At 53.6% G+C, this 22,478-nt stretch carries 18 protein-coding genes; 10 read left to right on the forward strand and 8 right to left on the reverse strand.

The window, feature by feature from the left end; translation table 11 throughout:
• A partial coding sequence (gyrB, locus tag B2067_RS15185) for a DNA topoisomerase (ATP-hydrolyzing) subunit B (protein ID WP_301388998.1) occupies positions 1-2,341 on the forward strand: 2,341 nt, incomplete at its 5' end.
• 415 nt (positions 2,342-2,756) lie between these two features.
• Here gyrB and B2067_RS15190 read toward each other — a convergent pair.
• The gene (locus B2067_RS15190) at positions 2,757-3,899 is read right to left on the reverse strand and encodes a Fic family protein (protein ID WP_301388999.1); all 1,143 of its coding nucleotides are present in this window, start codon (positions 3,897-3,899) and stop codon (positions 2,757-2,759) included.
• A gap of 267 nt (positions 3,900-4,166) precedes the next feature.
• Here B2067_RS15190 and B2067_RS15195 point away from each other — a divergent pair, with 267 nt between their 5' ends.
• Positions 4,167-4,943 carry a glycoside hydrolase family 19 protein gene (locus B2067_RS15195; RefSeq protein ID WP_301389000.1) on the forward strand — a complete coding sequence of 259 codons (777 nt, stop codon included), beginning with the start codon at positions 4,167-4,169 and terminating at the stop codon, positions 4,941-4,943.
• A 40-nt stretch (positions 4,944-4,983) separates the two neighbouring features.
• Here B2067_RS15195 and B2067_RS15200 read toward each other — a convergent pair whose 3' ends face one another.
• On the reverse strand, positions 4,984-5,835 hold the full coding sequence (locus B2067_RS15200; protein WP_301389001.1) for a metal-dependent hydrolase: 852 nt from the start codon (positions 5,833-5,835) through the stop codon (positions 4,984-4,986).
• A gap of 165 nt (positions 5,836-6,000) precedes the next feature.
• Between B2067_RS15200 and B2067_RS15205 the strand changes: the two genes are divergently transcribed.
• Positions 6,001-7,512 (forward strand): mechanosensitive ion channel family protein, encoded by a 1,512-nt coding sequence (locus B2067_RS15205; RefSeq protein WP_301389002.1) that lies wholly within the window; start codon positions 6,001-6,003, stop codon positions 7,510-7,512.
• A 41-nt stretch (positions 7,513-7,553) separates the two neighbouring features.
• On the opposite strand, the gene B2067_RS15210 is transcribed toward B2067_RS15205, so the two are convergent.
• Positions 7,554-7,745 (reverse strand): PLDc N-terminal domain-containing protein, encoded by a 192-nt coding sequence (locus B2067_RS15210; protein ID WP_068442368.1) that lies wholly within the window; start codon positions 7,743-7,745, stop codon positions 7,554-7,556.
• A gap of 66 nt (positions 7,746-7,811) precedes the next feature.
• A complete protein-coding gene (locus B2067_RS15215) occupies positions 7,812-8,606 on the reverse strand; it encodes a lysophospholipid acyltransferase family protein (protein ID WP_297533670.1) in 795 nt (264 codons plus the stop codon).
• Positions 8,607-8,767: 161 nt separating this feature from the next.
• On the opposite strand from B2067_RS15215, the gene B2067_RS15220 reads away from it, so the two are divergent.
• Complete coding sequence (locus tag B2067_RS15220) at positions 8,768-10,756, forward strand: BCCT family transporter (protein ID WP_297533672.1); 1,989 nt, start codon at positions 8,768-8,770, stop codon at positions 10,754-10,756.
• On the opposite strand, the gene gmhB is transcribed toward B2067_RS15220, so the two are convergent.
• Complete coding sequence (gene gmhB / locus B2067_RS15225) at positions 10,753-11,304, reverse strand: D-glycero-beta-D-manno-heptose 1,7-bisphosphate 7-phosphatase (RefSeq protein ID WP_301377786.1); 552 nt, start codon at positions 11,302-11,304, stop codon at positions 10,753-10,755. The two genes, B2067_RS15220 and gmhB, sit on opposite strands and share 4 nt — an antisense overlap.
• Before the next feature lie 233 nt (positions 11,305-11,537).
• Between gmhB and B2067_RS15230 the strand changes: the two genes are divergently transcribed.
• Positions 11,538-13,217: a hypothetical protein gene (locus tag B2067_RS15230; RefSeq protein ID WP_301389003.1), complete on the forward strand. Its 1,680-nt coding sequence runs from the start codon at positions 11,538-11,540 to the stop codon at positions 13,215-13,217.
• A gap of 75 nt (positions 13,218-13,292) precedes the next feature.
• On the opposite strand, the gene glyS is transcribed toward B2067_RS15230, so the two are convergent.
• The 3 genes from glyS to B2067_RS15245 form a co-directional block, all read right to left on the reverse strand.
• On the reverse strand, positions 13,293-15,371 hold the full coding sequence (gene glyS / locus B2067_RS15235; RefSeq protein ID WP_301389004.1) for a glycine--tRNA ligase subunit beta: 2,079 nt from the start codon (positions 15,369-15,371) through the stop codon (positions 13,293-13,295).
• Between the two features lies 1 nt (position 15,372).
• Complete coding sequence (glyQ, locus tag B2067_RS15240) at positions 15,373-16,362, reverse strand: glycine--tRNA ligase subunit alpha (protein ID WP_068442629.1); 990 nt, start codon at positions 16,360-16,362, stop codon at positions 15,373-15,375.
• Between the two features lie 169 nt (positions 16,363-16,531).
• A complete protein-coding gene (locus B2067_RS15245) occupies positions 16,532-17,839 on the reverse strand; it encodes a TolC family outer membrane protein (protein WP_301389005.1) in 1,308 nt (435 codons plus the stop codon).
• A gap of 183 nt (positions 17,840-18,022) precedes the next feature.
• Between B2067_RS15245 and B2067_RS15250 the strand changes: the two genes are divergently transcribed.
• The 5 genes from B2067_RS15250 to parE form a co-directional block, all read left to right on the forward strand.
• A complete protein-coding gene (locus tag B2067_RS15250) occupies positions 18,023-18,634 on the forward strand; it encodes an NUDIX domain-containing protein (RefSeq protein ID WP_068435246.1) in 612 nt (203 codons plus the stop codon).
• A gap of 143 nt (positions 18,635-18,777) precedes the next feature.
• Entirely contained in the window at positions 18,778-19,233 is a 456-nt protein-coding gene (locus B2067_RS15255) for a DUF1249 domain-containing protein (RefSeq protein WP_068442623.1), read from the forward strand.
• Positions 19,234-19,385: 152 nt separating this feature from the next.
• On the forward strand, positions 19,386-20,192 hold the full coding sequence (gene cpdA / locus B2067_RS15260) for a 3',5'-cyclic-AMP phosphodiesterase (RefSeq protein ID WP_297533677.1): 807 nt from the start codon (positions 19,386-19,388) through the stop codon (positions 20,190-20,192).
• 1 nt (position 20,193) lies between these two features.
• Positions 20,194-20,802 carry a YqiA/YcfP family alpha/beta fold hydrolase gene (locus tag B2067_RS15265; protein WP_068442615.1) on the forward strand — a complete coding sequence of 203 codons (609 nt, stop codon included), beginning with the start codon at positions 20,194-20,196 and terminating at the stop codon, positions 20,800-20,802.
• A 66-nt stretch (positions 20,803-20,868) separates the two neighbouring features.
• Positions 20,869-22,478: DNA topoisomerase IV subunit B (gene parE / locus B2067_RS15270; RefSeq protein ID WP_301389006.1), on the forward strand; the 1,610-nt coding region annotated here is incomplete at its 3' end.

Here is a 22,478-nt window from a genome sequence, read left to right on the forward strand (position 1 = left end):
GTATATCGGCGATACCGATGACGGTACCGGCCTCCACCACATGGTGTTCGAGGTGGTCGATAACTCCATTGACGAGGCGCTGGCTGGTCACTGTGACACAGTTGAGGTTGTTATCCATCAGGACAACTCAATTACCGTCTCCGATAACGGTCGTGGTATTCCTACCGAGCTTCATCCGGAAGAGGGCGTATCGGCTGCAGAGGTTATTCTGACGGTACTCCACGCGGGCGGTAAGTTCGATGACAACTCCTACAAGGTATCCGGCGGTCTGCACGGTGTAGGTGTCTCGGTAGTAAACGCGCTGTCTGAGAAGCTGAAGCTGACCATTCGTCGCGGCGGTAAGCTGTACGAGCAGGAATATACGCACGGTGTCCCGGACTATCCGCTGAAAGAAGTCGGTGTATCTGACACTACGGGTACAGCGATTACCTTCCTGCCGTCGAAAGAGACCTTCACTAAGACAGAATTCAGCTACGACTATCTGGCTAAGCGCTTGCGTGAACTGTCGTTCCTGAACTCAGGTGTGCGCATCCATATGAAGGATGAGCGTTCTGATAAAGAAGATATTTTTGAATTTGAAGGTGGTCTGGGCTCATTTGTTGGCTTCCTGAACGAAGGTAAAACACCCGTCAGTGAAGTATTCCACTTTTTAACTGAGCAGCGCGACGACGGTATCGGTGTTGAAGTAGCAATGCAGTGGAACGACGGTTTCCAGGAAAGCATTCACTGCTATACCAACAATATTCCACAGCGTGACGGTGGTACGCACCTCGCGGGCTTCCGCGCCGCGCTGACGCGTTCTCTGAACTCTTACATTACTCAGGAAGGCCTGGATAAGAAAGCCAAGGTATCGACCACAGGTGATGACGCTCGAGAGGGTCTCACGGCGATTATTTCGGTGAAAGTGCCTGATCCTAAGTTCAGTTCACAGACCAAAGATAAGCTGGTCTCCAGCGAAGTTAAGCCTGCCGTTGAGCAGGAAATGGGGCGTCAGTTCCAGGACTTCCTGCTGGAAAACCCACAGCAGGCGAAAGAGCTTGTTGGCAAAATGATTGATGCTGCCCGTGCTCGTGAAGCGGCGCGTAAGGCACGTGAGATGACCCGTCGTAAGGGCGCGCTCGATATCGCAGGTCTGCCGGGTAAGCTGGCAGACTGTCAGGAAAAAGACCCGGCACTCTCCGAAGTGTACCTGGTGGAGGGTGACTCTGCGGGTGGTTCTGCTAAGCAGGGCCGTGACCGCCGGACCCAGGCTATTCTGCCACTCAAAGGTAAGATCCTTAACGTCGAAAAAGCTCGCTTCGACAAGATGCTGTCTTCTGCCGAAGTCGGCACACTGATTACTGCACTGGGCTGTGGTATCGGTCGTGAAGAGTTTGATCCGGATAAGCTGCGTTATCACCGCATTATTATCATGACGGATGCTGACGTCGATGGTGCGCACATCCGTACGCTGCTGTTGACCTTCTTCTTCCGTCAGATGCCTGAAATCATTGAGCGTGGCCACGTTTACATCGCTCAGCCGCCATTATACAAGATCAAGCGTGGTAAGCAGGAACAGTACATCAAAGACGAAGAAGCGATGGAGAGCTACCTTACCCATATCGCACTCGAGAAAGCCGCGCTGCACCCTTCTGAGGGCGCCCCAGCGATCTCTGATGAGGCGTTTTCCCAGATAGTAGATCAGTATCGCTCTGCACAAGAGACGGTCGATCGTATGTCGAATGTCGTGCGTAAAGAGATTCTGCACCTGATGCTGACTCTTCCACGTGTCACTACCGACATGATGACCAGCGAAGCTGCGATGAATGAGTGGGTTGGTAAGCTGCGTGAACAACTTCCTGATGCAGGCCGTAGTGGCTCACACTTCGAAGTTGCGACGGTTAAAGATCCAGAGCGCGACAACTACAACGTCGACGTAAAAGTGATCACCCACGGTATGGCACGCGACTACATCCTTGATGTCGACTTCTTCGGTGGCAATGGTTACAACAAGCTCGCGAGCATGAGCGAGAAGCTGGCTGAGACTCTGGAAGAGGGTGCTTACATCCAGCGTGGCGAGCGCGTTCACATGATCAATGACTTCTGGGATGCGGTTAAATGGCTGCTCCACGAAGCTCAGAAAGGCTTCAACATCCAGCGCTATAAAGGTCTGGGCGAGATGAACCCAGAGCAGCTTTGGGAAACCACTATGGACCCAGAGACTCGTCGCATGCTTCAGGTCAGCATCGAAGATGCCATCGGCGCCGACAAGATGTTCACTACACTGATGGGCGATGACGTAGAGCCACGTCGTGCCTTTATCGAAGCGAACGCACTGAACGTAGCGAACCTGGACTTCTGATCCGCTGCTCTCTGTGTTCCATGTTCCACGTGGAACACAGGGAAAGTCGATACGATAAAGACCTCTAAAAAGCCCCGGCTGATATGCGTCAGCCGGGGCTTTTTGTTCAGTAAGGAAAGTATAAAAAATGGAAATAAGTTTCGGGAGATGCGTCCGCTGCAAACACAGCATGCGTAATAGAATTGGAGCGCTGAACTTCCGCTGGAAGCAAGGCGGGGGAGTCAGGTGCCCTCACTGTAAACTTGCTTATGCCTCTGGGTACGACTTGCCTTTCCCTATCGGGGCTACTTACTGGCTATGCTGGGCCGGTCTTTTCTTTGTATTAAACGTCGGAGGTTTTATTGGGATGTTGCTGTTCATTTCGGTATTCCTATTGATACAGCTATATCTTTCCCCAGTAGTGTCCTATCGATCTCTACGAAAGTGATACGGCTATTTGATATCTCGTACTCCTCCCGCCTCCAGGTAACCTCTGAATGCACCCTTTTGCCACCAGGTCAGCAAGATGCCTGGTCGCTGTGGCTTTACTTACCTTGGCGACTTTCTGGTACTGAGCCGCACTGATACCATGTTCGAATCCTTTGGGCCCGCCATCTAACAGGCGGTTCAGCACCCTACGTTGTTCGGCAGACAGTGGCATATCACGAAAAGTCTGCCAGAACCTGGCTTTGACGATTGTGCGGTCAATCTGGTTTATGGCGTTGTTGACTGAGGTCAGTAAGGTTTTGAGGAACCACTGACACCATTCGGTGATGTCTGATCCCCGTTCGTCGTCGCGGTGCCATTGAGCCGTCTCAAGAGCGTTGTAATATTCTGAGCGCATATCAAGTATTGCTACCGACATCGCGAACAAGCGAACGCTCTGTGAATCTGACTGAGCCAAGGCCATATCGGTAATAGCGCGGGTCAGGCGGCCGTTGCCGTCGTCGAATGGGTGCAGGGTGACAAACCAGAGGTGTGCAGTGGCAGCTCGCAGAAGCGGGTCAGTGTCCTGACAATCAGCGCCTTGGTTAAACCAGTCACAAAAGTGTTGGAGTTGTGACTCAAGGCCATCTCTGGGCGGCGCTTCGAAATGCACTTTCTGGCGATCAAGGCGGCCGCTGACAACTTGCATAGGTTCCGGGCCTCTTAGCTGTCCGACTCTGATTTTCTGAGTGATTGATAACACGGACTCAGGGAAGAGAAGTTTCTGCCAGTAACACAGACGTTCCTGCGTGAGGGGTGAATCCAGATTCGTGAGCGCATCTATTAATAGTTCAGCCAACCCTTCCGAGCGATCACTGACGGGGTAGGGCTCCGCTTCGCTGATACCAAGATGTCGTGCCAGCGAGGAACGCACGGAGCTTGCATTCAGCTCTTCGCCCTCGATGGCAGATGATGCCAGAAGGTTCTGCAGCAGTGTGTCCAATGCCTGGTCTTCGGAGTTACTGCTGACACTTTGTTTGCCTTGTAGCAGACCAATGCGTTTGTGGCACTCGCGCAGCAGCGGCTGAAGAACATCGTTGTCCCAGTAGAATTCGGTCCATTGGCTGTTCTGCCATATCCAGCGTTGATTCATTGCCTGCTCACTGTTGTATCAATACTTGCCGATGAGCTGATTATATACTTTATTCGGCTCATAGTATGAGCCGAATAATAGAGCCTATTCGGCTCATTGTCATGCTCCGAGGTATATTCAGGAAATAAGATGAACCCACAACGTCCGCAGTGGCGCGTGAGGACATGCCTCAGCCATTGAGAAAAGCGCCGTCCTCAGTGATGATGAAGGCAAGCAGGCGTGTCTGTATGGCTGCTGAACGGGTTTTTAAAGCAAAGGAGTTGTCGTATGTGCATTCAGTGCAGTGTTGGCGCTGGCGGCGTAAATATGAAGTCTGATGTGCGTATCGTGCAGGCGGCGTTGAATCAGGCTCTCAGTCCGGAGAAACCCTTAGTGGTTGACGGCCTGATTGGCCCGGCAACTATCAGTGTGATTGATGCTTTTCAGCGTGGGGCAGTGGGGCTTAACCGCCCTGATGGTCGGGTCGACCCAAACGGTCGCACGTTACGTACTTTGAAAGACCTGCAGCCGAAGGCGTTTTCCAGTGATTGCCTGGCGGCAGTTATGCCGACAGCGCCGTCATCGAAGATCGAAACCTATTTTCCACTGATGCAGAGTGCCGCTGAACGGACAGAGTGTGTTTCTGGTGCTCGCCGTCTGGCGCACTTTCTCGCTCAGATCGGACACGAGAGTCTGTCGCTCTTTTACACAGAAGAGCTGGCTTCTGGTGAGGCTTACGAAGGGCGCTCTGATCTGGGCAATACTCAGCCCGGTGAGGGTGTTCGCTTTAAGGGCCGTGGGTTAATTCAGCTGACAGGACGTTATAACTACGAGCAGTACGCAGAGTACGCCGGGATAGATATGTCGCAGCCGGACTGGCCGGAATTACTGTCCACCCCTGAGCATGCGTTAAAGGTGAGTCTCTGGTTCTGGGAAACCCGGCACCTGCAGGAAAAGGCCGATCAGGATGATCTGTTGGGTATTACCCGCAGGGTCAACGGCGGCTATAACGGCCTGTCTGATCGACAGGCCTACCTGCAGCGGGCGAAGTTCTTTCTGGAATAAGCTCGGCTGTCGTCTGGCTGGCCTGACTGTTAACCCGTGCTTAGCCAGCCCGGTACGCTTCAATTTCGGCTTTCCACTTTTCGATCAATGCACGATTGTCGTGGTCTTCAGGGTGGAAGTCTTCGCGATAGAAATCTTTGAATGGCGCTTTGATGCAGGTGAACATGCCGTCTTCACCAAAGAGCATGCCCCAGGCTTCCTTGATCTGAACCCAGCTGGGCATCCGTCGAGCGGCCCACAGAAGGTAGATGGTGCGGCCAATGGTGAGGGTGGGAAACAGTACCGCAATGGCGCGCATGATACGCAGCAGTGTCTTACGCTGACCGCCGGTGGTCATGTACACATCAAAAGCGACGGACTTGTGTTCGATCTCTTCGATGGCGTGCCAGATCATCATATATTTGATGGAAGGGTGCATACCTTCCAGCTGCTTGGGGTGAGTAAGTACATACTCAGCCACAATCGCAGTAATGTGCTCAAGGCAGACTGTCGCCGCCAGACGTTCCCGCTTCGAGCGCTTGGCGTTGAGCAGTGCGATGGCTTTCTCGACACGTTTCTCGATCTTCTGCGCTTTCCACCCGAGTGACTCAAGCTTCTCATTCGCGAGCTTGTGCTGATTCGTATGGTGGGCTTCCTGACGGGTGAAGTCTTTGACGTTTTCTAGTAGCTGCGGATCAGTCACACGGTCTTTGTAATTGCGCACAGACTCTATAAACATCTGCTCGCCCGGCGGGAAGGTACCTGAGAGTACAGCTATGAAGGCAGTAAGGATCGGATTGCCACGATACCAGTCCATGGTATCGACCTGGTCAAAAATGAAGTCCATGCGGCGGACTTCAATGCCATTAGTCGATTCTGTCTGGGACATGCTGATATCGGCGGTGGTACTCATGGCCTTCTCCTGCGCAGATAGTTAAAGTCTCGTACCAGTTATATCCAAGATGGCAGTATTGTCACAATGACTTAATCGCCTGATATAGGCGGCATTATGGTCACTCAGGATGAACCCAGCGCAGATTTGCTGGTCGATAACTTCATAATTTTGTTGGAGAACACTATGCGTTTACTGGCTGCATGCCTGTTACTACTCTCGTCTTTGTTAGTTTGGGGTGCTCCTGCTTCACCGGGTTCCTCGGATGGATCGGGCGATGGTCAGGCAGTTGACCGGGAGGCAGTTAAGAACCTGATTGGCACGCTGGAGAGTGAAACAGAGCGGCAGGATCTGATTCAGAAGCTGGAACTGATGTTAGAGGCAGAACCAGAGCCAGAACCCGAGCTGGCTTCAGTTTTTGGTCTGGATAGCACCGGCTCAGGCGTGCTGAGTGAGTTCACGGCACTGACTGATAGCTACGGGCTTCCTGAGAATATTGTTGGCGACGTACTGGCGTTCGGCGTGACCACCTTGTTGGTTCTAGTGGGTATTTTTCTGAATGGTTATCTGAGCCGGTTTCTCGATAAACGCATGAAGCGGGTACGCAAGCGTTTGCACTGGGATAAGGAGCGTTTCAGTTCATTGTTTACCATTCAGCGTGCCATCGGTTACGCGGTAGGTCTTATTCTTGTGGGATACGCAGCACTGGATGTTGCGGCTGTGTATTTTGGTGAAGAGAGCATGTCAGGGCTGGGTAGTCTGCTCGGGACCGTGCTGTCGATCTCTCTCGCTGCTCTGGTGTTTGCTTCTATCTGGGAGGGCACCAATGCCTTATTGGAGACGTTAATGTTCCGTCACGAGCGACTGAACAGCTCGCGCTTCCAGACTATCACTCCAATCATTCGCAATATTCTGCTAATCACGCTGTCGCTTCTCTCGGTGATGGTGATTCTCTCTGAAATAGGTATCAACATTATGCCGTTACTGGCTGGTGCTGGTGTTCTGGGTATTGCTGTGGGCTTTGGTGCTCAGACTCTGGTGAAGGATTTCCTGACCGGGCTGACAGTGGTGTTTGAGGATCTGCTGCAAATTGGTGACGTCATCAAGATCAATGATCATTTTGGTCTGGTAGAAAAGATCACGCTGCGCAAGATTCAGATGCGTGACCTGGACGGTACTGTGCACACGATTCCATTCGGTGAAGTATCGATCATCTCGAACCTGACCAAAGACTTCAGCTACTACCTGATGGATGTGGGCGTAGCGTATCGTGAGAATACAGACGAAGTCGTTGCGATTATGCGCGAGGTTGATGAAGACCTGCGTTCAGACAAAGACTTCGAAGATCTGATTCTTGAGCCCCTTGAGGTGCTGGGTGTCGACCAGTTTGCTGACAGTGCCGTGATGATTAAGGCGCGGATCAAGACTAAGCCGATCCAGCAATGGAACGTAGGCCGTGAGTTTAACCGCCGGATGAAGATTGCCTTTGATGAGCGGAATATCGAGATTCCATTCCCACACCAGACTATTTACTTTGGTGAAGACAAGCAGGGCAAGGCACCGAACGCCAATGTTCGCTTGGTCGAGGAAGTGGAAAAACGTGCTGAAGAAGCTGCGGGTAAAGAGCGCGCACTTAAGGATGCAGGCGGCTCGGGTACACCAAGTGCCAGCTCCAGCTCAGACAGCGGCGATAGTTAAGCCGCTGTCTGTGTAAAAACCTTAACAGAACCCTGAGTTGGTCAGCTGACCTTGGGTTCACGAGGACCAAAGAAATACCATGCAATCAGGCCTGCGACAGGCAGTAGCAGGATTGCTGCAATCCAGGCCGCTTTTACGCCCAATGTGGTGCGTGCCTGCACGGTGTTAAGGATGGCGTAGATATCGCCAACCAGAATCAGAATGCCAAAAATACCACCCACTTCAATCACCATAGTGTCCCCCCTGTGAATCCCCCGGTAATAGCGGCAATGATCATATCATGCAGAGTGTTGCAGTTATCAGAATCGTTTTCCGCTGGTGAGTTCAGTAATCACAGTACCCTGAAAAGGCGTTGCAGAAATCTCGTCGACGCGATTATTGATCCACTCTTCACATTGCTGATGAAGAAACTTAGTTGGTAAGTCTTTACTATCGAGCGGAGCACCTATAACGACAGTAATTGTGCCTGGGTAGCGTATCCAGTGGTGGTTCGGCCAGAAGTCTCCGGCGTTATGAGCTATGGGAATCACAGGCGCCTTGACGCGGCTGGCGAGCATGCTGCCCCCTTTAGAAAACGCTTTACGTGCGCCTGCAGGGACACGGCTCCCTTCGGGGAATATCAGCACATGAAAGCCGTTGTTCAGACGTTGTGTTCCTTGCTTAACGAGCTCTTTGAGAGCTGTCGTCCGTTGCGTCCGGTCGATCGTAATAGGCCCCATCATGGCGAGGTACCAGCCAAAGATCGGAATACGCGTCAGCTCTTTTTTGATGACCTGAACCTGCGGCGGCAATAGTGCGGGCAGCATAAAGGTTTCCCAACTGCTTTGGTGCTTAGCCATAATAATCGAAGGCCGGGCGGGGAGTTCGCCCTCGTAGATGACGTTCCAACGCAGGCCCAGAATCAGGCGTGCAGACCAGACGCAGGCGATGCAGAAAGGTCGGCCAATAAGACGGTGCCGGGCAGGCAGGTCCATTAATGGCGAAATAATCAGAGCGGGAAGAATCCAGATCAGGGTGAGGAAGGTCATCCAGACCATAAAAATGATGGTGCGGCAGGCGGCGAGTGATGTAGAGCGAGCGGTGGTCTCAGGCAATCGTTTACTCCTTCGGAGTGTGACTAGCACTGTATTCAGAGTACGGCGAAAGCCGCCTTCTGAAAAGTAGCGATTTGCTATCTGGCTCTGGCTTTGTCAGGGTAATACAGGCACGCCGCGCTGAGACGGGGTGCGCTGGACCATACAAACCGGAGTGTTGAATGAATCTCGAACGAAAAGGCCTTCAGGCAACGTTACTTATGCCTGTTGCTGTCCCCACCATTATTGTCGCGGCTCTGTTGATTATAGGCACGGTCAGTAATCCTGAAGCAGCGGGCAATCTGTTCAGCAGTATGCTGGGCTGGATTACCCAGACGTTTGGCTGGTTCTACATGTTAGCGGTGGCGATCTTTCTGATTTTTATTCTTGTGGTTGGCTTCAGCAGTTGGGGCAACATCCGATTGGGTTCTGATCATGCGGAACCCGAGTATTCGTTTCCGGCCTGGTTCGCAATGTTGTTCTCAGCAGGCTACGGTATCGCACTGCTGTTCTTTGGTGTGGCTGAGCCCGTACTTCATTATTCGACGCCTCCGGCCGGTGCCGCAGAGACTGTGCCCGCGGCAAAAGAAGCCATGCAGATTGCCTATTTCCACTGGGGTCTCCACATCTGGGGGATCTACGGTCTGATGGGGTTAGTGTTGGCTTACTTTGCCTACAGGCACGGTCTTCCCTTGTCTGTGCGCTCTGCGTTGTACCCTCTCATTGGTGATCGCATTCATGGTTGGGCTGGGCATATCGTCGATACGTTCGCGGTATTGGGGACTATGTTTGGCCTGGCAACGACGCTGGGGCTGTCGGTATCTCAGATAAATGCAGGCATCAATTATCTCTGGCCAGCGATACCGGTGAGCACGACCGTTCAGGTGATCGCCATTGCTGTGATTACTCTGGCTGCGACGGCTTCAGTGGTTGCGGGTATGGACAAGGGCATTAAGAACCTGTCGATGCTGAACATGGGGCTGGCAGTTTTTCTTATGGCCGTTGTTTTCGCCGTAGGCCCGAGCGTTCATATTCTTAATACCCTGTTGCAGAATACAGGTGCTTATCTGGGTGGCGTTGTCGAGCGCACCTTTAATATGCAGGCCTACACACACAGTGACTGGATTGGTAACTGGACACTGTTTATCTTCGCCTGGACGATTGCCTGGGCGCCTTTTGTTGGTCTCTTTATCGCTAAGATCAGCCGTGGACGTACGATCCGTCAGTTTGTGTTTGGTGTCCTGGCGGTTCCGACTCTGTTTACATTTCTGTGGTTCGCCATTTTTGGCGATACGGCACTGCACCTGATTATGGAGCAGGGCAAAGAGGCGTTGATCGGCGAAGTTCAGTCCAATCATGCGGTGGCACTGTTTGAGTTTTATGATCGCCTGCCGATGTCGTTTTTCCTTTCGATCATCACCGTCTTCCTGATCATTACCTTCTTTGTCACCTCATCCGACTCGGGTTCTCTGGTGGTCGACTCACTGGCGTCGGGTGGTTTACTAGAGACTCCGGTCTGGCAACGAGTGTTCTGGGCTTTCCTTGAAGGGGGCATAGCGGCGGCCTTGTTGTTGGCTGGCGGTTTAAGTGCATTGCAGACCATGACCATCGTGAGTGCATTACCATTCGGGATCATCATGCTGCTGGCCGTTGCCGGGCTCTGGCGGGCATTGGTCATCGAAGGTCATCGTGAGGGCTCTATCAATGCGATTACCCCAGTTCGCCCGCACAGCAATGGCGGAGACTGGCGCAAGCGCCTGAATGGTATGATGAAATTCCCCGGTGCTAACAAAGTCGAGAAATACATTGAGGGCGTTGTTACGCCCGCGCTGGAAGAAGTCAGTGAAGAGCTACGTTCTCACGGTTGGGATGTGCGTGTCAGTGGCGCGACGGGGGAAGTCTCCATGTCTCTCGTGAGAGAGGGCGTTGATGAGTTCTTTTATCAGGTCAAAGCCACCGAGCATGACGCGCCGGATTATCGGCCAGCGGGCGCAAAGTCGGCGACCTTCTGGCGTGCCGATGTTCACCTGAGTCATGGTTCGCTGGGTTACGATTTGTTTGGGTGCAGCAAAGAGGAAGTCATCCGCGACCTGGTGGATCACCTTGAGCAGTACCTAAACTTTATCGAGGCTGCGCCCGGCACCTTACCGTGGGAGCCGGTGAGCAACTAAGGTTGCTGGGCGATAAGCCAATCAACAAACGTGGCCAGGTCCTCAAATACGGGGGCATCAGCCAACGTGGGGTGAGAGGTGAGTTTGTACTCACTTTTCTCGCCTTTGCCGGTTCTTACAAGCGCAGTTTTGCATCCTGCTGCAGCTCCAGCCTCCAGATCGCGTATCGAGTCACCGACTATCCAGGCACCTTCTGCCGAGACCTTAAGCGCATCTTCGATCTGATGAATTAAACCAGGCAGTGGCTTGCGGCAGTCGCAGCCATCGTCCGGGCCATGCGGGCAAAACGCGATATGAGCAAACTCACCGCCCTCAGCCGCAGCGAGCCCCGTCATTTTGTCGTGCATGGCATCAAGATCAGCCTGAGAAAAATAGCCGCGTGCCAGACCACTCTGGTTCGTTGCGACAGCAACAGTGAAGTCGGCCTTGCAGAGTTTACCTACGGCTTCTGCGCTGCCCGGGATCGGCAGCCACTCATCAACGGACTTAACGTACGCATCGGAATCCTGATTCAGAACGCCATCGCGGTCGAGGATGATGAGTTGCATAGAGGGGCTCCGGGCTGTTGGAAAATAAAGCCCGAGTATAACGGAAGTCGTCAGGCTTCGGTGGCATTAGACACTGGCGGCCACACGGGAGGGAGGGGCGTACTACTGTCGCCACTGTCATATCCCGACACCTGACATGCCTGAAATCTCAGGTATCCATCAAGACACCTCTGCTAATCTGGGTTTCCCAACACTTCCCATCACAATTAAGGACGATGGATATGGATATAACAATGATAAAACGGCTTATGGCAGCGACCGTATGTGGCTCAGCATTGATGCTGGCAGCTTGCGGAGAATCCCCGAAAGAAGATGTAGCAACCACTGATTCAACCTCCGATTCAGCCAGGAATGGAACCTGTACAGGCACTTACCCAAGTTACTGGCAGGACCCGGCATTCCCGGATCAGTGGGTCGGCCAGAAAACCAGCAACGTTCCCCCGGCTGATTGGACAGGGCCTGTGTTTCAGCTGTCGGATGATTTCCCGCGCTCTCCGGTGGACGACGCGGCAAACCAGCAATGGCGTGACAATAAATTCGATGCGTTATTCGAAGAGGGCACGTCTCAGGAAGAAAAAGCGAAGCTGGCATACGAATATGGCTGGCTGGTGATGGAGTATATCCAGGAAGGCAATGTTAACCAGAATGGTATTGAAGACTGGGACGTATGTAATAACAAGGTTCGTCCCTGGTACAACATTCCATTCCAGACGTACGATGCCATGAGCGGACGCGAGTTCACACACGGCTTGACACGAGAGGCGCCGGTGACGTTCTCAACACCAGAAGGCGATAAGCAAAGCACCATGTGGGCGGTAGGTTTCTTCAATGCCACGGCAGCTTACACTCTCGGCACTGTCTGGCAGGCCGACGGCACCGCGAAAATTCCGCAGGACGACGTCAGCTTTGACGAAGGCGCGGTGATCGGTAAGCCGCTTTTCAATACGCTCAGCCCTGATGTGCTGCCAGTGATGGAGAATCTTCCGAGCTGGAATGCCAATATCTCAGATCCAACGTTCTGCAGTTGCACACCTGCTAACGGTAAAGAGTGTACGTTGATTGAAGAGAGCGAGCAGTGCCCTCGCAGTACTACCGAGTGGGGTGACGTGACCTTGCTGCAATTCGACTTTGCTGTAAAAGACAGTCGTGCCAAAGGTACTGAGTGGGTGTTCGGTACCTTCGTTGCTGACGGTCAGCGTAAGGCGGATGTAGCAGACCCGTGGCAGCGTATTGCTCTGCTGGGTGTTATGTGGGGTAACGACACACCACCAGAAGGTCAGCTTGCGTATAACCATCCGGTCGACGTGAAGAAAAATGGCTTTAAACAGGAAGTTATTTTTTGGGATACCGTTGATGAGCTGAATAAATACGGTGGTGATGACGTCATGAAGAAGATGGGTCATCTGGGCTGTAATTATCGCTTAAATGGCCCTGCGGATAATGCCAACAGCTCATGTATGTCCTGTCATGGCACGGCTTCTGTCCCAGATAAAAATCTGGTGACGCCGCCACTCCTTTCACAGTTCTCATCACTGACCAAAGAATGTGTCACGCCAAATGCGGCTAACCCGGCGATTGGTAAGGATCGCAGTGGAGCTGATGCAACAGTGAACAACGGTATCGGCTTCGCTGAAATAGACAGTATTTACTTCGCTAATACGCCAGCAGCTGAGCCATTTAATATGACGGTTGAAACAGGCTCTGGCCCAGTTAACGTGATGGGCGATGGCGTACCGGCTTACGATAGTGGACGCAGCAGCTGGATTTCACTGGATTATTCATTGCAGCTTTCTATTTCGCTGACGCAGTGGATGCAATGGCAGGATCACAGCGATGACCCAATTGAAGGGCGCATTCATATGAAAGAAATCCGACGTGGCTACCCCGCTGGTGTCGGCCATAAAGCGGAATAATTTAAGTACGCTTTAAACAAAAAAGCCCGCCAAGCAGACATGCCTGGCGGGCTTTTCTTGGTCAAGGTATCAGTCTTACAACACCGAAATATCCGCGATACCGATAAACAGCCCTTGCAGCTGTTTGAGCAGTGCGAGACGGTTATTTTTCACGGCTTTGTCATCGGCCATAACCATAACGTTATCGAAGAAAGCATCCACTGCGGTACGCAGGCCAGCCAGTTCGTTCAGGGCGGCGGCGTAATCGCCTTTGGCCATCAGGGGCTCGAGCGCCTGATGCTTGGCTGCGATTTCGCGGGCCAGTACCTGCTCTTCGTTCTGTGAAAGCAGCTCGCCGTTAACTTTGGCTTCGACGGCATCGCCGCCGTTCTTGGCGAGAATGTTCGATACACGTTTGTTCGCGGCAGCCAGAGATTCGGCAGCATCGAGCTTGCTGAATTCGTACACGGCTTTGACGCGACGGTTGATGTCGAGTGCGTTGGTGACTCCTAAGGCACGAACTGCCTGGAATACGCCCGTCGGGATGTGTTCATCCGCGTACCAGGCGCTGAAGCGGTCCAGCATGTATTCGATCAGGGTGGCTTTGGTATCGGCCTTTGGTGCCGTTTTCCAGTCGCCTTCAAGTGCGTAATCAATCAGAGTCGCCAGATCAATATTGATCTCTTTCTCAACCAGAATACGCAGCACACCCAGAGACGCACGACGCAGTGCGAACGGGTCTTTGGAGCCCGTTGGGATCTGACCTAAGCCAAACAGACCGACAAGGCTGTCGAGACGGTCGGCCAGTGCAATCAGAGTACCGGTCTGTGTTGCCGGCAGTTCATCACCCGCAAACGCAGGCATGTACTGTTCAACCATGGCGGCTGCAACATCGGCGTGCTCGCCATCGTGTTCCGCGTAGTATTTACCGGCGAGACCTTGCAGGTCGGTGAACTCAAACACCATGTTGGATACGAGGTCGTTCTTACACAGCTGCGCTGCACGCTCAACCAGTGCTTTATCGCCACCGGTTTCGCCAGCGATGCGGGCTGCCAGTGCGCCAATGCGGCGGGCTTTATCAGCAACGGAACCGAGTTTGTTTACCCAGACGACGTTCTCGAGCTTGGCGAAACGGCTTTCCAGTTTCTGCTTACGGTCGGTATCCCAGAAGAAGGCAGCATCGGCCAGACGTGGACGGATCACTTTCTCGTTACCTGAGATCACCTGCGCAGGGTCTTTCGACTCGATGTTTGATACCGTGATGAAGTTAGGCAGCAGTTTGCCATCTTTCATCACGTGGAAGTATTTTTGATGCTCTTTCATAGAAGACACCAGTGCTTCTGGCGGAACGCGCAGGAAGTCTTCGTCGAATGAGCCAGCCAGAGCGACAGGCCACTCGTTGAGTGCGGTCACTTCGTCGAGCAGGTCCTCATCAATAATGGCTTCGCCACCGAGGTTTTTTCCTTCAGCTGTGACCTGTTCTTTGATCAGGGCTGAGCGCTCTGCAAAGCTGGCCATCACATAGGCGCTACGCAAGGTTTCCTGATACGCCATTGGGTTGGCAATCACGATCTCGCCCGGTGCATGGAAACGGTGGCCACGGCTGGTATTACCGGCTTTCAGGCCCAGCACTTCGCCATCAACTACCGCATCACCCAGCAGCATGACCAGCCACTGTACCGGACGTACGAATTCAACACGTGATGCACCCCAGCGCATACGCTTAGGAATTGGCAGCTTATCGAGACTGGTCTGAATGATGCCGGCGAGAAGTTCGGTAGTCTGCTGGCCTTTGATGGTGCGTTGCAGCATCAGCTTACCGGCATTTTTGCCGTGTGACTCGGGTGCCGTCTGAAGTTCAGAGGCATCAGCGCCTGCCCGTGAGGCAAAGCCTACAGCCGCTTTTGTTGGGTTACCGTCGGCATCAAAGGCAATGTTCGCCGGAGGGCCGTAGAGAGTTTCTTCTTTATCGGCCTGTTCGCACTGGAGTGCTTCAATCGTGATGGCGAGGCGACGTGGAGCAGCGTAGCTGACGACGTTTCCGTGGCTCAGGCCAGCTTCTTTCAGGCCGGCTTCAACACCAGTAGTGAAAGCGTCAGACAGCGACTTTAACGCCGTTGGTGGCAGCTCTTCGGTACCGAGCTCTACCAGAAAATCTTTATTAGACTGGCTCATTTTACTTCTCCTCCTGAGCGGCAGCTTTTGCTTCGCGGTCGGCTTTTTCGGCCTGATACTTGGCGAGCACATCAGCACGGTTGGCTTCTTCAGCCAGCGGGAAGCCCAGTTCTGCACGGCTGTTGAAGTACGCCTGTGCAACTGAGCGCGCCAGAGTGCGGACGCGGAGGATATAGCCCTGACGCTCGGTCACAGAGATGGCGCCACGGGCATCGAGGAGGTTGAAGGTATGTGATGCCTTCAGAACCTGCTCGTAGGCTGGCAGAGGCAAGCCAGCATCAATCAGGCGAGCGCAGTCTTTTTCGTACTGATCAAACGCAGTGAACAGGAAGTCTACGTCCGCGTGTTCAAAGTTGTACGCCGACTGCTCGACTTCGTTCTGGTGGAATACATCGCCGTACGTCACGGCTTTGCCGTCCGGGCCGTAGGTCCAGACCAGATCGTAAACAGAATCGACTTCCTGCAGGTACATGGCGATACGCTCAAGACCATAGGTGATTTCGCCAGTCACCGGGAAGCACTCAAGGCCGCCCACTTGCTGGAAGTACGTGAACTGAGTGACTTCCATACCGTTCAGCCAGACTTCCCAACCCAGACCCCAGGCGCCCAGCGTTGGAGATTCCCAGTTGTCTTCAACGAAGCGGATGTCGTGCACCAGAGGATCAACGCCCATTGCACGCAGCGAATCGAGGTAGAGTTCCTGAATGTTTACCGGATTAGGTTTCAGAACCACCTGGAACTGGTAGTAGTGCTGCAGACGGTTCGGGTTCTCACCATAACGGCCATCGGTCGGGCGGCGGCTTGGCTGAACATAGGCAGATGCCCAGTTTTCAGGGCCAATAGCACGCAGGAAGGTAGCGGTGTGGAAGGTACCGGCACCGACTTCCATATCGAGCGGTTGATTGATCACACAGCCCTGCTCGGACCAGTATTCCTGCAGGGCAGCGATAAGGCCCTGGAAGGTTTTGATGTTATGGCGGCTCTCACTCACGGTGATAATTCCTGTGGTTTGCGCGAATTCAAAGACTGGCGATTATAGCAGTGGCGGCGCGGGATAACAGGGGGCAGACGCCCCGTCTTTACTGGGGGAAGTAAACGAACACGAAAAAAGGGGCCAAGGCCCCTTTTTTCACGCTGGTTAGTGTCTTACTGCAAGCTGTTCAGCCTTGCAGCCAGCCATTCAGCATATTGATGTCGCCTTCGTTCAGCGTGCCTGCGTAGTACTTCAGGGTCAACAGGTTGATGATGTAGTCATAGCGCGCGTTTGCGTAGTCACGTTCTGCACCGTACAGCTGCTGTTGTGCGTCGAGCACTTCAACAATATTACGGGTACCGACTTTATAACCTGTCTGGGTCGCATCCAGTGCACTACGTGCAGAGCGGATCGACTGCTGGCGTGCCTTGATGTTCAGAACATCATTCTGGACCTGCAGGTACAGAGTACGAATATTCTGACGAACTGTGCGTCGTTCGTTCTCAAGCAGATAGTCAGCGGCAGCGTAATTCAGAGCAGCCTGTTTGGTCTGAGCATACAGAGAACCACCGGCCAGCAGAGGTACTGATACCTTGATGCCATAAGCGGTTCGGGTGACGCCAGCAGGATCTTCGGTGATGATTGTGGCCTGATCGCCGTCTTCATAGTTAGCAAAAACTTCTACGGTAGGCAGGTGCGCTGCACGTGCGGCGTTGCGTTGCAGGCGAGCGGCTTCAAGTTGTGAGTCCACCATGCGCAGGCCCGGGAATTTATCCATGCCGGAAGTAACCCAGGCGTTCGGGTCGGCAGGCTCTGGACGATTCATATCCACCGAGCCTTTCAACGCGGCAACATCGCTGATGGTCTGGCCTGTCAGCTGTTCGAGCGTTTCGTACTGAATCTGGCGGTTTGCCTGCTGGCCCAGCAGGTTGGCATAACTCAGATCGTAAGCGGCTTGCGCCGAATGAACATCGGTAATCGCAGTCAGGCCGACGTCATAGCGCTGCTTAGTTTGCTCCAGTGAGCGTTGCACGGCTTTCAGTTCAGCATCGGCAGTCGACAGGTTGTCTTCGGCACGCAGGACGTTGAAGTAGGCTTCCGCCGTACGAAGCAGCAGTTGCTGTTCGGCCATTTGCAGCTCGTAAATGCCGTTGTCGTTACCAGCGCGAGCTGCCTTGTAGGTGTACCAGCTGTTCAGGTTGAACAGTGACATTCCGGCGGTAACCGAGAATGCGCCGAGTTCGTAATCAGTGACCAGTCCGTTTACACCGTCGATTTCGATTTCGACATTAGTGTGCGTGTAGCTGGCTTCTGCCTGTGGCAGCAGAGCGCCGCGGGCGATCATGACGTTGTATGCATCTGCTTCGCGACTGGCGCGGGCAGCAGCAATTTGTGGGTCGTTGCTGGCGGCCATGTCGTATATGGTGCTGAGATCTGCAGCAATAACGGCCGATGGCAACAGGATTGCAGATGTCAGAGTAAGCAGTTTTTTCATAAAGGTGCCTTTCCCAGGAGAAGGTATAAAATGCTCTCAGGTGCCCCTGGAATTTCCGGAGGTGCACCAAGTCTAACAGAAATTATCCGGCTTTCAGTTTCACCTTTGTTGCTACTGAGCGAACAGTCAGTATTGCCGGTGTTTATTCGAATATTCTTGTATAGATATATAGATAGGTCAAGCATGTCCGTTTTCCCATCGCCCATGACAGCCGCCGATGTCGTCGTGGAGGCAAAAGAAGTCGCATATCAGGGGTTCTTCCGCATGGAAAAGCTCACCCTTCGCCATAAACGCTTTAACGGCGAATGGATGGGGCCGTTCACTCGTGAGCTTTTCGAGCGCGGGCAGGCGGTCTGTGTCCTGCTGTTTGATCCCAAAAAAGATGCAGTGGTGCTGCTTGAGCAGTTTCGCGTCGGGGCGCTTGAGGATGAACGTTCTCCGTGGCTGATTGAGCTGGTCGCGGGCATGGTGGAAGAGGGCGAAACGCCTGAGGACGTCGCCTTGCGTGAATCCGAAGAAGAGGCTGGCACCGTGCCCACCCGCCTGATTCCTGTGTGCAATTACTGGGTGTCCCCAGGCGGTACCAGCGAAAAGGTCGCGATTTTCTGTGGACTGATCGACAGTGAAGGCATGGGCGGGCTGCATGGTCTTGATGACGAACATGAAGACATCCGTGCATTTGTGGTGCCGTTTGACGATGCCTATCGCGGTGTGGAGGATGGCACCATCAACAACGCGGCGACCATTATGGCGTTACAATGGCTGAAGATTAATCACGCCTCAGTGACTGCTTAAAGGCAGCGTTCAGGACGACACATGCGCTCTTTTGAGGGCGTCTTCAGTCATGTCTGACATTGCCGGTAGTGGCGCTGATCAGGAAAATCTTCATGCGTCCTGCTAAGGTGTTGTGTCTTTGATATTTACTCCGGAGAGAACGCTTGCGCCGTAAACGCTACGTCCCTGACCTGCAGGAAATGGCTTCCGTTGCCGAGTCGAATTACCTGCGATTCCTTCGCTTGCTGCCTGAGACCGACGAAGGCGGTGAGCGCACGTTTGCGATCACAGGGATGGGTGATCAGAGTGCCCGGGTGCGGATCAGGATCGACGAGGTGCAGCCATACACCACGATGCTGACCGTACAGCAGGAGGGCTTGAGCCCGGAGTGGGTCACTCCTCCTTCCATGAATGTGCGCCTGTACCACGACGCCAGCATGGCCGAGGTGCTGAGTTACCAGAACCAGCATAAATTTGAGGGGCGGTATCAATACCCCAATCCTCAGATGCGCATGCCCGATGAAAAAATTCAGCTGAATAAGTTTCTTGCCGACTGGCTCGAGCACTGTCTGCAGCACGGGCATGTCGAGCAGCCTTTCAGTTTTACGCCGACCTTTTAATTAAGTGTGTTGAGCCGGGCCACTCTGGCCTGGGCTGGTACTTTTTTCGTATATTGGCCCGTATATTCCGATATGTGATGGGTTTCCGTTCGGGGCTTTGACAGACGTCTAATATATAGTCTCAGCCCACTGAAATTCACACTGAGGCCAACGTGTTCCAACTGACATCCGCCGAGACATTGCGCATCGTGCAGGTGACCGATACCCATCTCTTCGGGGATATAGGTGGTAAGCTGCTGGGCGTACCCACGTACGACAGTATGCATGCCGTTCTGTCTCAGTTGGATGCGTTTCCGTTTCAGGCCGATGCCATGCTGGTCACAGGCGACCTGTCTCAGGATGGCAGCGAACAATCCTACCGCCTGCTGGACGATGCCATGGCCCGCTTCGGTGCTCCTGTCTTCTGGCTTCCCGGAAATCATGACGAACCCCGTAACCTTGAGAAAGTCGGACGTGAGCGGGATCATCTGCATAAGGTGATCCGCAGCGAACACTGGCAGATTGTGATGCTCGACTCTCAGGTGGAAGGTGCCGTGTTTGGCCAGCTCAGGCAGGAAGAGTTGGATATGCTCGAACGTGCCCTGACAGAGCGGGAAGACCTGCATACGCTCGTTTGTCTGCACCACCATCCGATCCCGATGAACAGCGAGTGGATGGACAACATTGGTCTGCGCAACCGTCAGGCGCTGATGGATATTCTTAGTAGTCATGACAACGCCAAAGGGGTGCTCTGGGGGCATGTGCATCAGAGCTGCGATGGTTACGTGAATGGCGTGCGCCTGATGTCCACGCCCTCAACCTGTATACAGTTTGAGCCGCAGACCAGTGGTTTCAGTCTTGATGAGGCTGCGCCCGGTTTCCGCTGGTTAGAGCTGCACAAAGATGGGCGTATCAGCACGGGCGTTGAACGCCTGAGCCATGTATCCTTTGCGGTAGATCGTACCCAGACAGGATATTGATATGCTGATTCCAGCCTCTGTGCAGAACAGCGGCTGCCTTTATCTCCACGGTTTTCTCAGCTCACCCGCCTCTGAGAAGGCCCAGCAGATGATGGCTCTGTTCCGTGAACATCCCGAACTCGGCTCCATTAACGCCCCTTTTATCCATTTCGCCCCCCAGGATGCCATTGCATTGGCCGAGCAGGCCTTGGCGGAATTGCGTGAGAAGCATGACCGGGTCTGGATTGTCGGCAGTTCGTTGGGTGGCTTTTACGCGACCTTTTTAGCCGAAAAACACGATGCCCCTGCTGTATTGATCAACCCCGCGGTCCGACCGTTCGAATTGTTCAGGCATTACCTCGGCGAGCACACTCACTACCATACGGGCGAAACACTGTTGCTCGAAGAAGCGCACCTACATCAGCTTGAAGCGCTCAATACGCCAGTTGTTCAGAATCCGCAGAATCTGCTGCTGCTATTGCAGACGGGCGATGAAACTCTCGATTACCGGCATGCTGCTGAGCTTTACCGCGAATGTCCGGGCTGGCTGGAGGGCGGCGGTGATCATAGTTTCCAGCATTTTATCGACCGGGTACCTCAGATGCTGGGGCACTTGAGTCGCCTCTGGTAGGCAGACTCCCCCACGCCCCGGTATACTCCGGACATTACTGCAATTCATGGTTTGACAGGGGAACAGATGTCAAAGCAATACACCGCCTCATCGATTGAAGTCCTGAGTGGTCTGGACCCGGTCCGTAAGCGTCCGGGCATGTACACCGAAACTACCCGCCCGAATCACCTGGCGCAGGAAGTGATTGATAACTCGGTGGACGAAGCTCTCGCAGGTCACGCCAGCAAAATCGAGGTGACGCTGCACGAAGATGGCTCAATGACTGTGCTCGACGACGGTCGTGGTATGCCAACGGATATTCACCCTGAACATGGTATTTCGGGCGTTGAACTGATTCTTACCCAGTTACATGCCGGGGGTAAGTTCAGTAATGACAATTACCAGTTCTCCGGTGGTCTGCACGGTGTCGGTGTTTCTGTCGTGAATGCCCTGTCGCAGGTGCTCGAAGTAACCATCTGGCGCGACGGTCAGGTCCAGCGCATTGGCTTTAAAGACGGTTATAAAGCGATTGATCTTCAGGTGGTCGACACCTGTGGTAAGAAACGCACCGGTACCAGCGTTCGCTTCTTACCGGACCCTCAATACTTTGATACTCCCAAGTTTTCTGTCGCACGACTCAAGCACAACCTGCGTGCTAAAGCGGTTCTCTGCCCGGGACTGCGTATCAAGTTCAATGCCCCGAACGCTGAAGACAGTGCTGAGTGGTATTACGAAGATGGTCTGAAAGATTACCTCAAAGTATCGACAACTGGCTGGGAAGCGATCCCCGAAGAGCCCTTCACAGGCGCAATGAGCGGCGATACTGAAGGTGTCGACTGGGCCGTGCTCTGGCTGCCTGAAGGCGGAGAGCTGTTGCAGGAAAGTTACGTTAACCTGATCCCGACCGCGCAGGGCGGTACTCATGTGAATGGCTTCCGTTCTGGCTTGCTCGACGCGTTGCGTGAGTTCTGCGAATTCCGCAACCTGTTGCCGCGCGGGATCAAGCTGACACCAGATGATCTCTGGGAGCGCTGCTCATATGTTTTGTCTGCCAAGTTAGCCGACCCTCAGTTTGCGGGTCAGACCAAAGAGCGCCTGTCTTCTCGTGAAGCCTCAGCTTTTATCTCGGGCGTAGTGAAAGATGCCTTCGCGCTTTGGCTGAATGAAAATACCGCGGATGCCGAACGTCTGGCTGAGCTGGCGATTTCCAGTGCGCAGTCGCGTTTGCGCAAATCCAAGAAAGTCGCACGTAAGAAAATTACTCAGGGTCCAGCTTTGCCGGGCAAGCTGGCCGACTGTACCGGTCAGGACAGCGAACGTACGGAACTCTTTCTGGTGGAAGGTGATTCGGCGGGTGGTTCTGCCAAGCAGGCCCGTGATCGCGAGTTTCAGGCCATCATGCCGCTGCGCGGTAAGATTCTGAATACCTGGGAAGTGGAGTCAGGAGAAATTCTGGCATCGCAGGAAGTACACGATATCGCCGTTGCTCTTGGGATTGACCCAGCATCAGATAACCTTGATGGCCTGCGTTACGGCAAGATCTGTATTCTCGCCGACGCAGACTCCGATGGTCTGCATATCGCGACCCTGCTGTGCGCGTTGTTTGTGCGTCACTTCCGCAAGCTGGTGGCGGATGGCCACGTCTATGTCGCGATGCCGCCGCTGTACCGGATCGACGTCGGTAAAGATGTCTACTA

Origin of the sequence: Thalassolituus sp. UBA2590 (assembly GCF_002339775.1) — a bacterium.
GTDB lineage: Bacteria > Pseudomonadota > Gammaproteobacteria > Pseudomonadales > Oceanobacteraceae > Thalassolituus.

Coding starts and splice junctions, on each gene's coding strand:
- B2067_RS15190 (WP_301388999.1), bottom strand. CDS start 3,899: ATGAATCAACGCTGGATATGGCAGAACAGCCAATGGACCGAATTCTAC.
- B2067_RS15195 (WP_301389000.1), top strand. CDS start 4,167: ATGTGCATTCAGTGCAGTGTTGGCGCTGGCGGCGTAAATATGAAGTCT.
- B2067_RS15200 (WP_301389001.1), bottom strand. CDS start 5,835: ATGAGTACCACCGCCGATATCAGCATGTCCCAGACAGAATCGACTAAT.
- B2067_RS15205 (WP_301389002.1), top strand. CDS start 6,001: ATGCGTTTACTGGCTGCATGCCTGTTACTACTCTCGTCTTTGTTAGTT.
- B2067_RS15210 (WP_068442368.1), bottom strand. CDS start 7,745: ATGGTGATTGAAGTGGGTGGTATTTTTGGCATTCTGATTCTGGTTGGC.
- B2067_RS15220 (WP_297533672.1), top strand. CDS start 8,768: ATGAATCTCGAACGAAAAGGCCTTCAGGCAACGTTACTTATGCCTGTT.
- gmhB (WP_301377786.1), bottom strand. CDS start 11,304: ATGCAACTCATCATCCTCGACCGCGATGGCGTTCTGAATCAGGATTCC.
- B2067_RS15230 (WP_301389003.1), top strand. CDS start 11,538: ATGATAAAACGGCTTATGGCAGCGACCGTATGTGGCTCAGCATTGATG.
- glyS (WP_301389004.1), bottom strand. CDS start 15,371: ATGAGCCAGTCTAATAAAGATTTTCTGGTAGAGCTCGGTACCGAAGAG.
- B2067_RS15245 (WP_301389005.1), bottom strand. CDS start 17,839: ATGAAAAAACTGCTTACTCTGACATCTGCAATCCTGTTGCCATCGGCC.
- B2067_RS15250 (WP_068435246.1), top strand. CDS start 18,023: ATGTCCGTTTTCCCATCGCCCATGACAGCCGCCGATGTCGTCGTGGAG.
- B2067_RS15265 (WP_068442615.1), top strand. CDS start 20,194: ATGCTGATTCCAGCCTCTGTGCAGAACAGCGGCTGCCTTTATCTCCAC.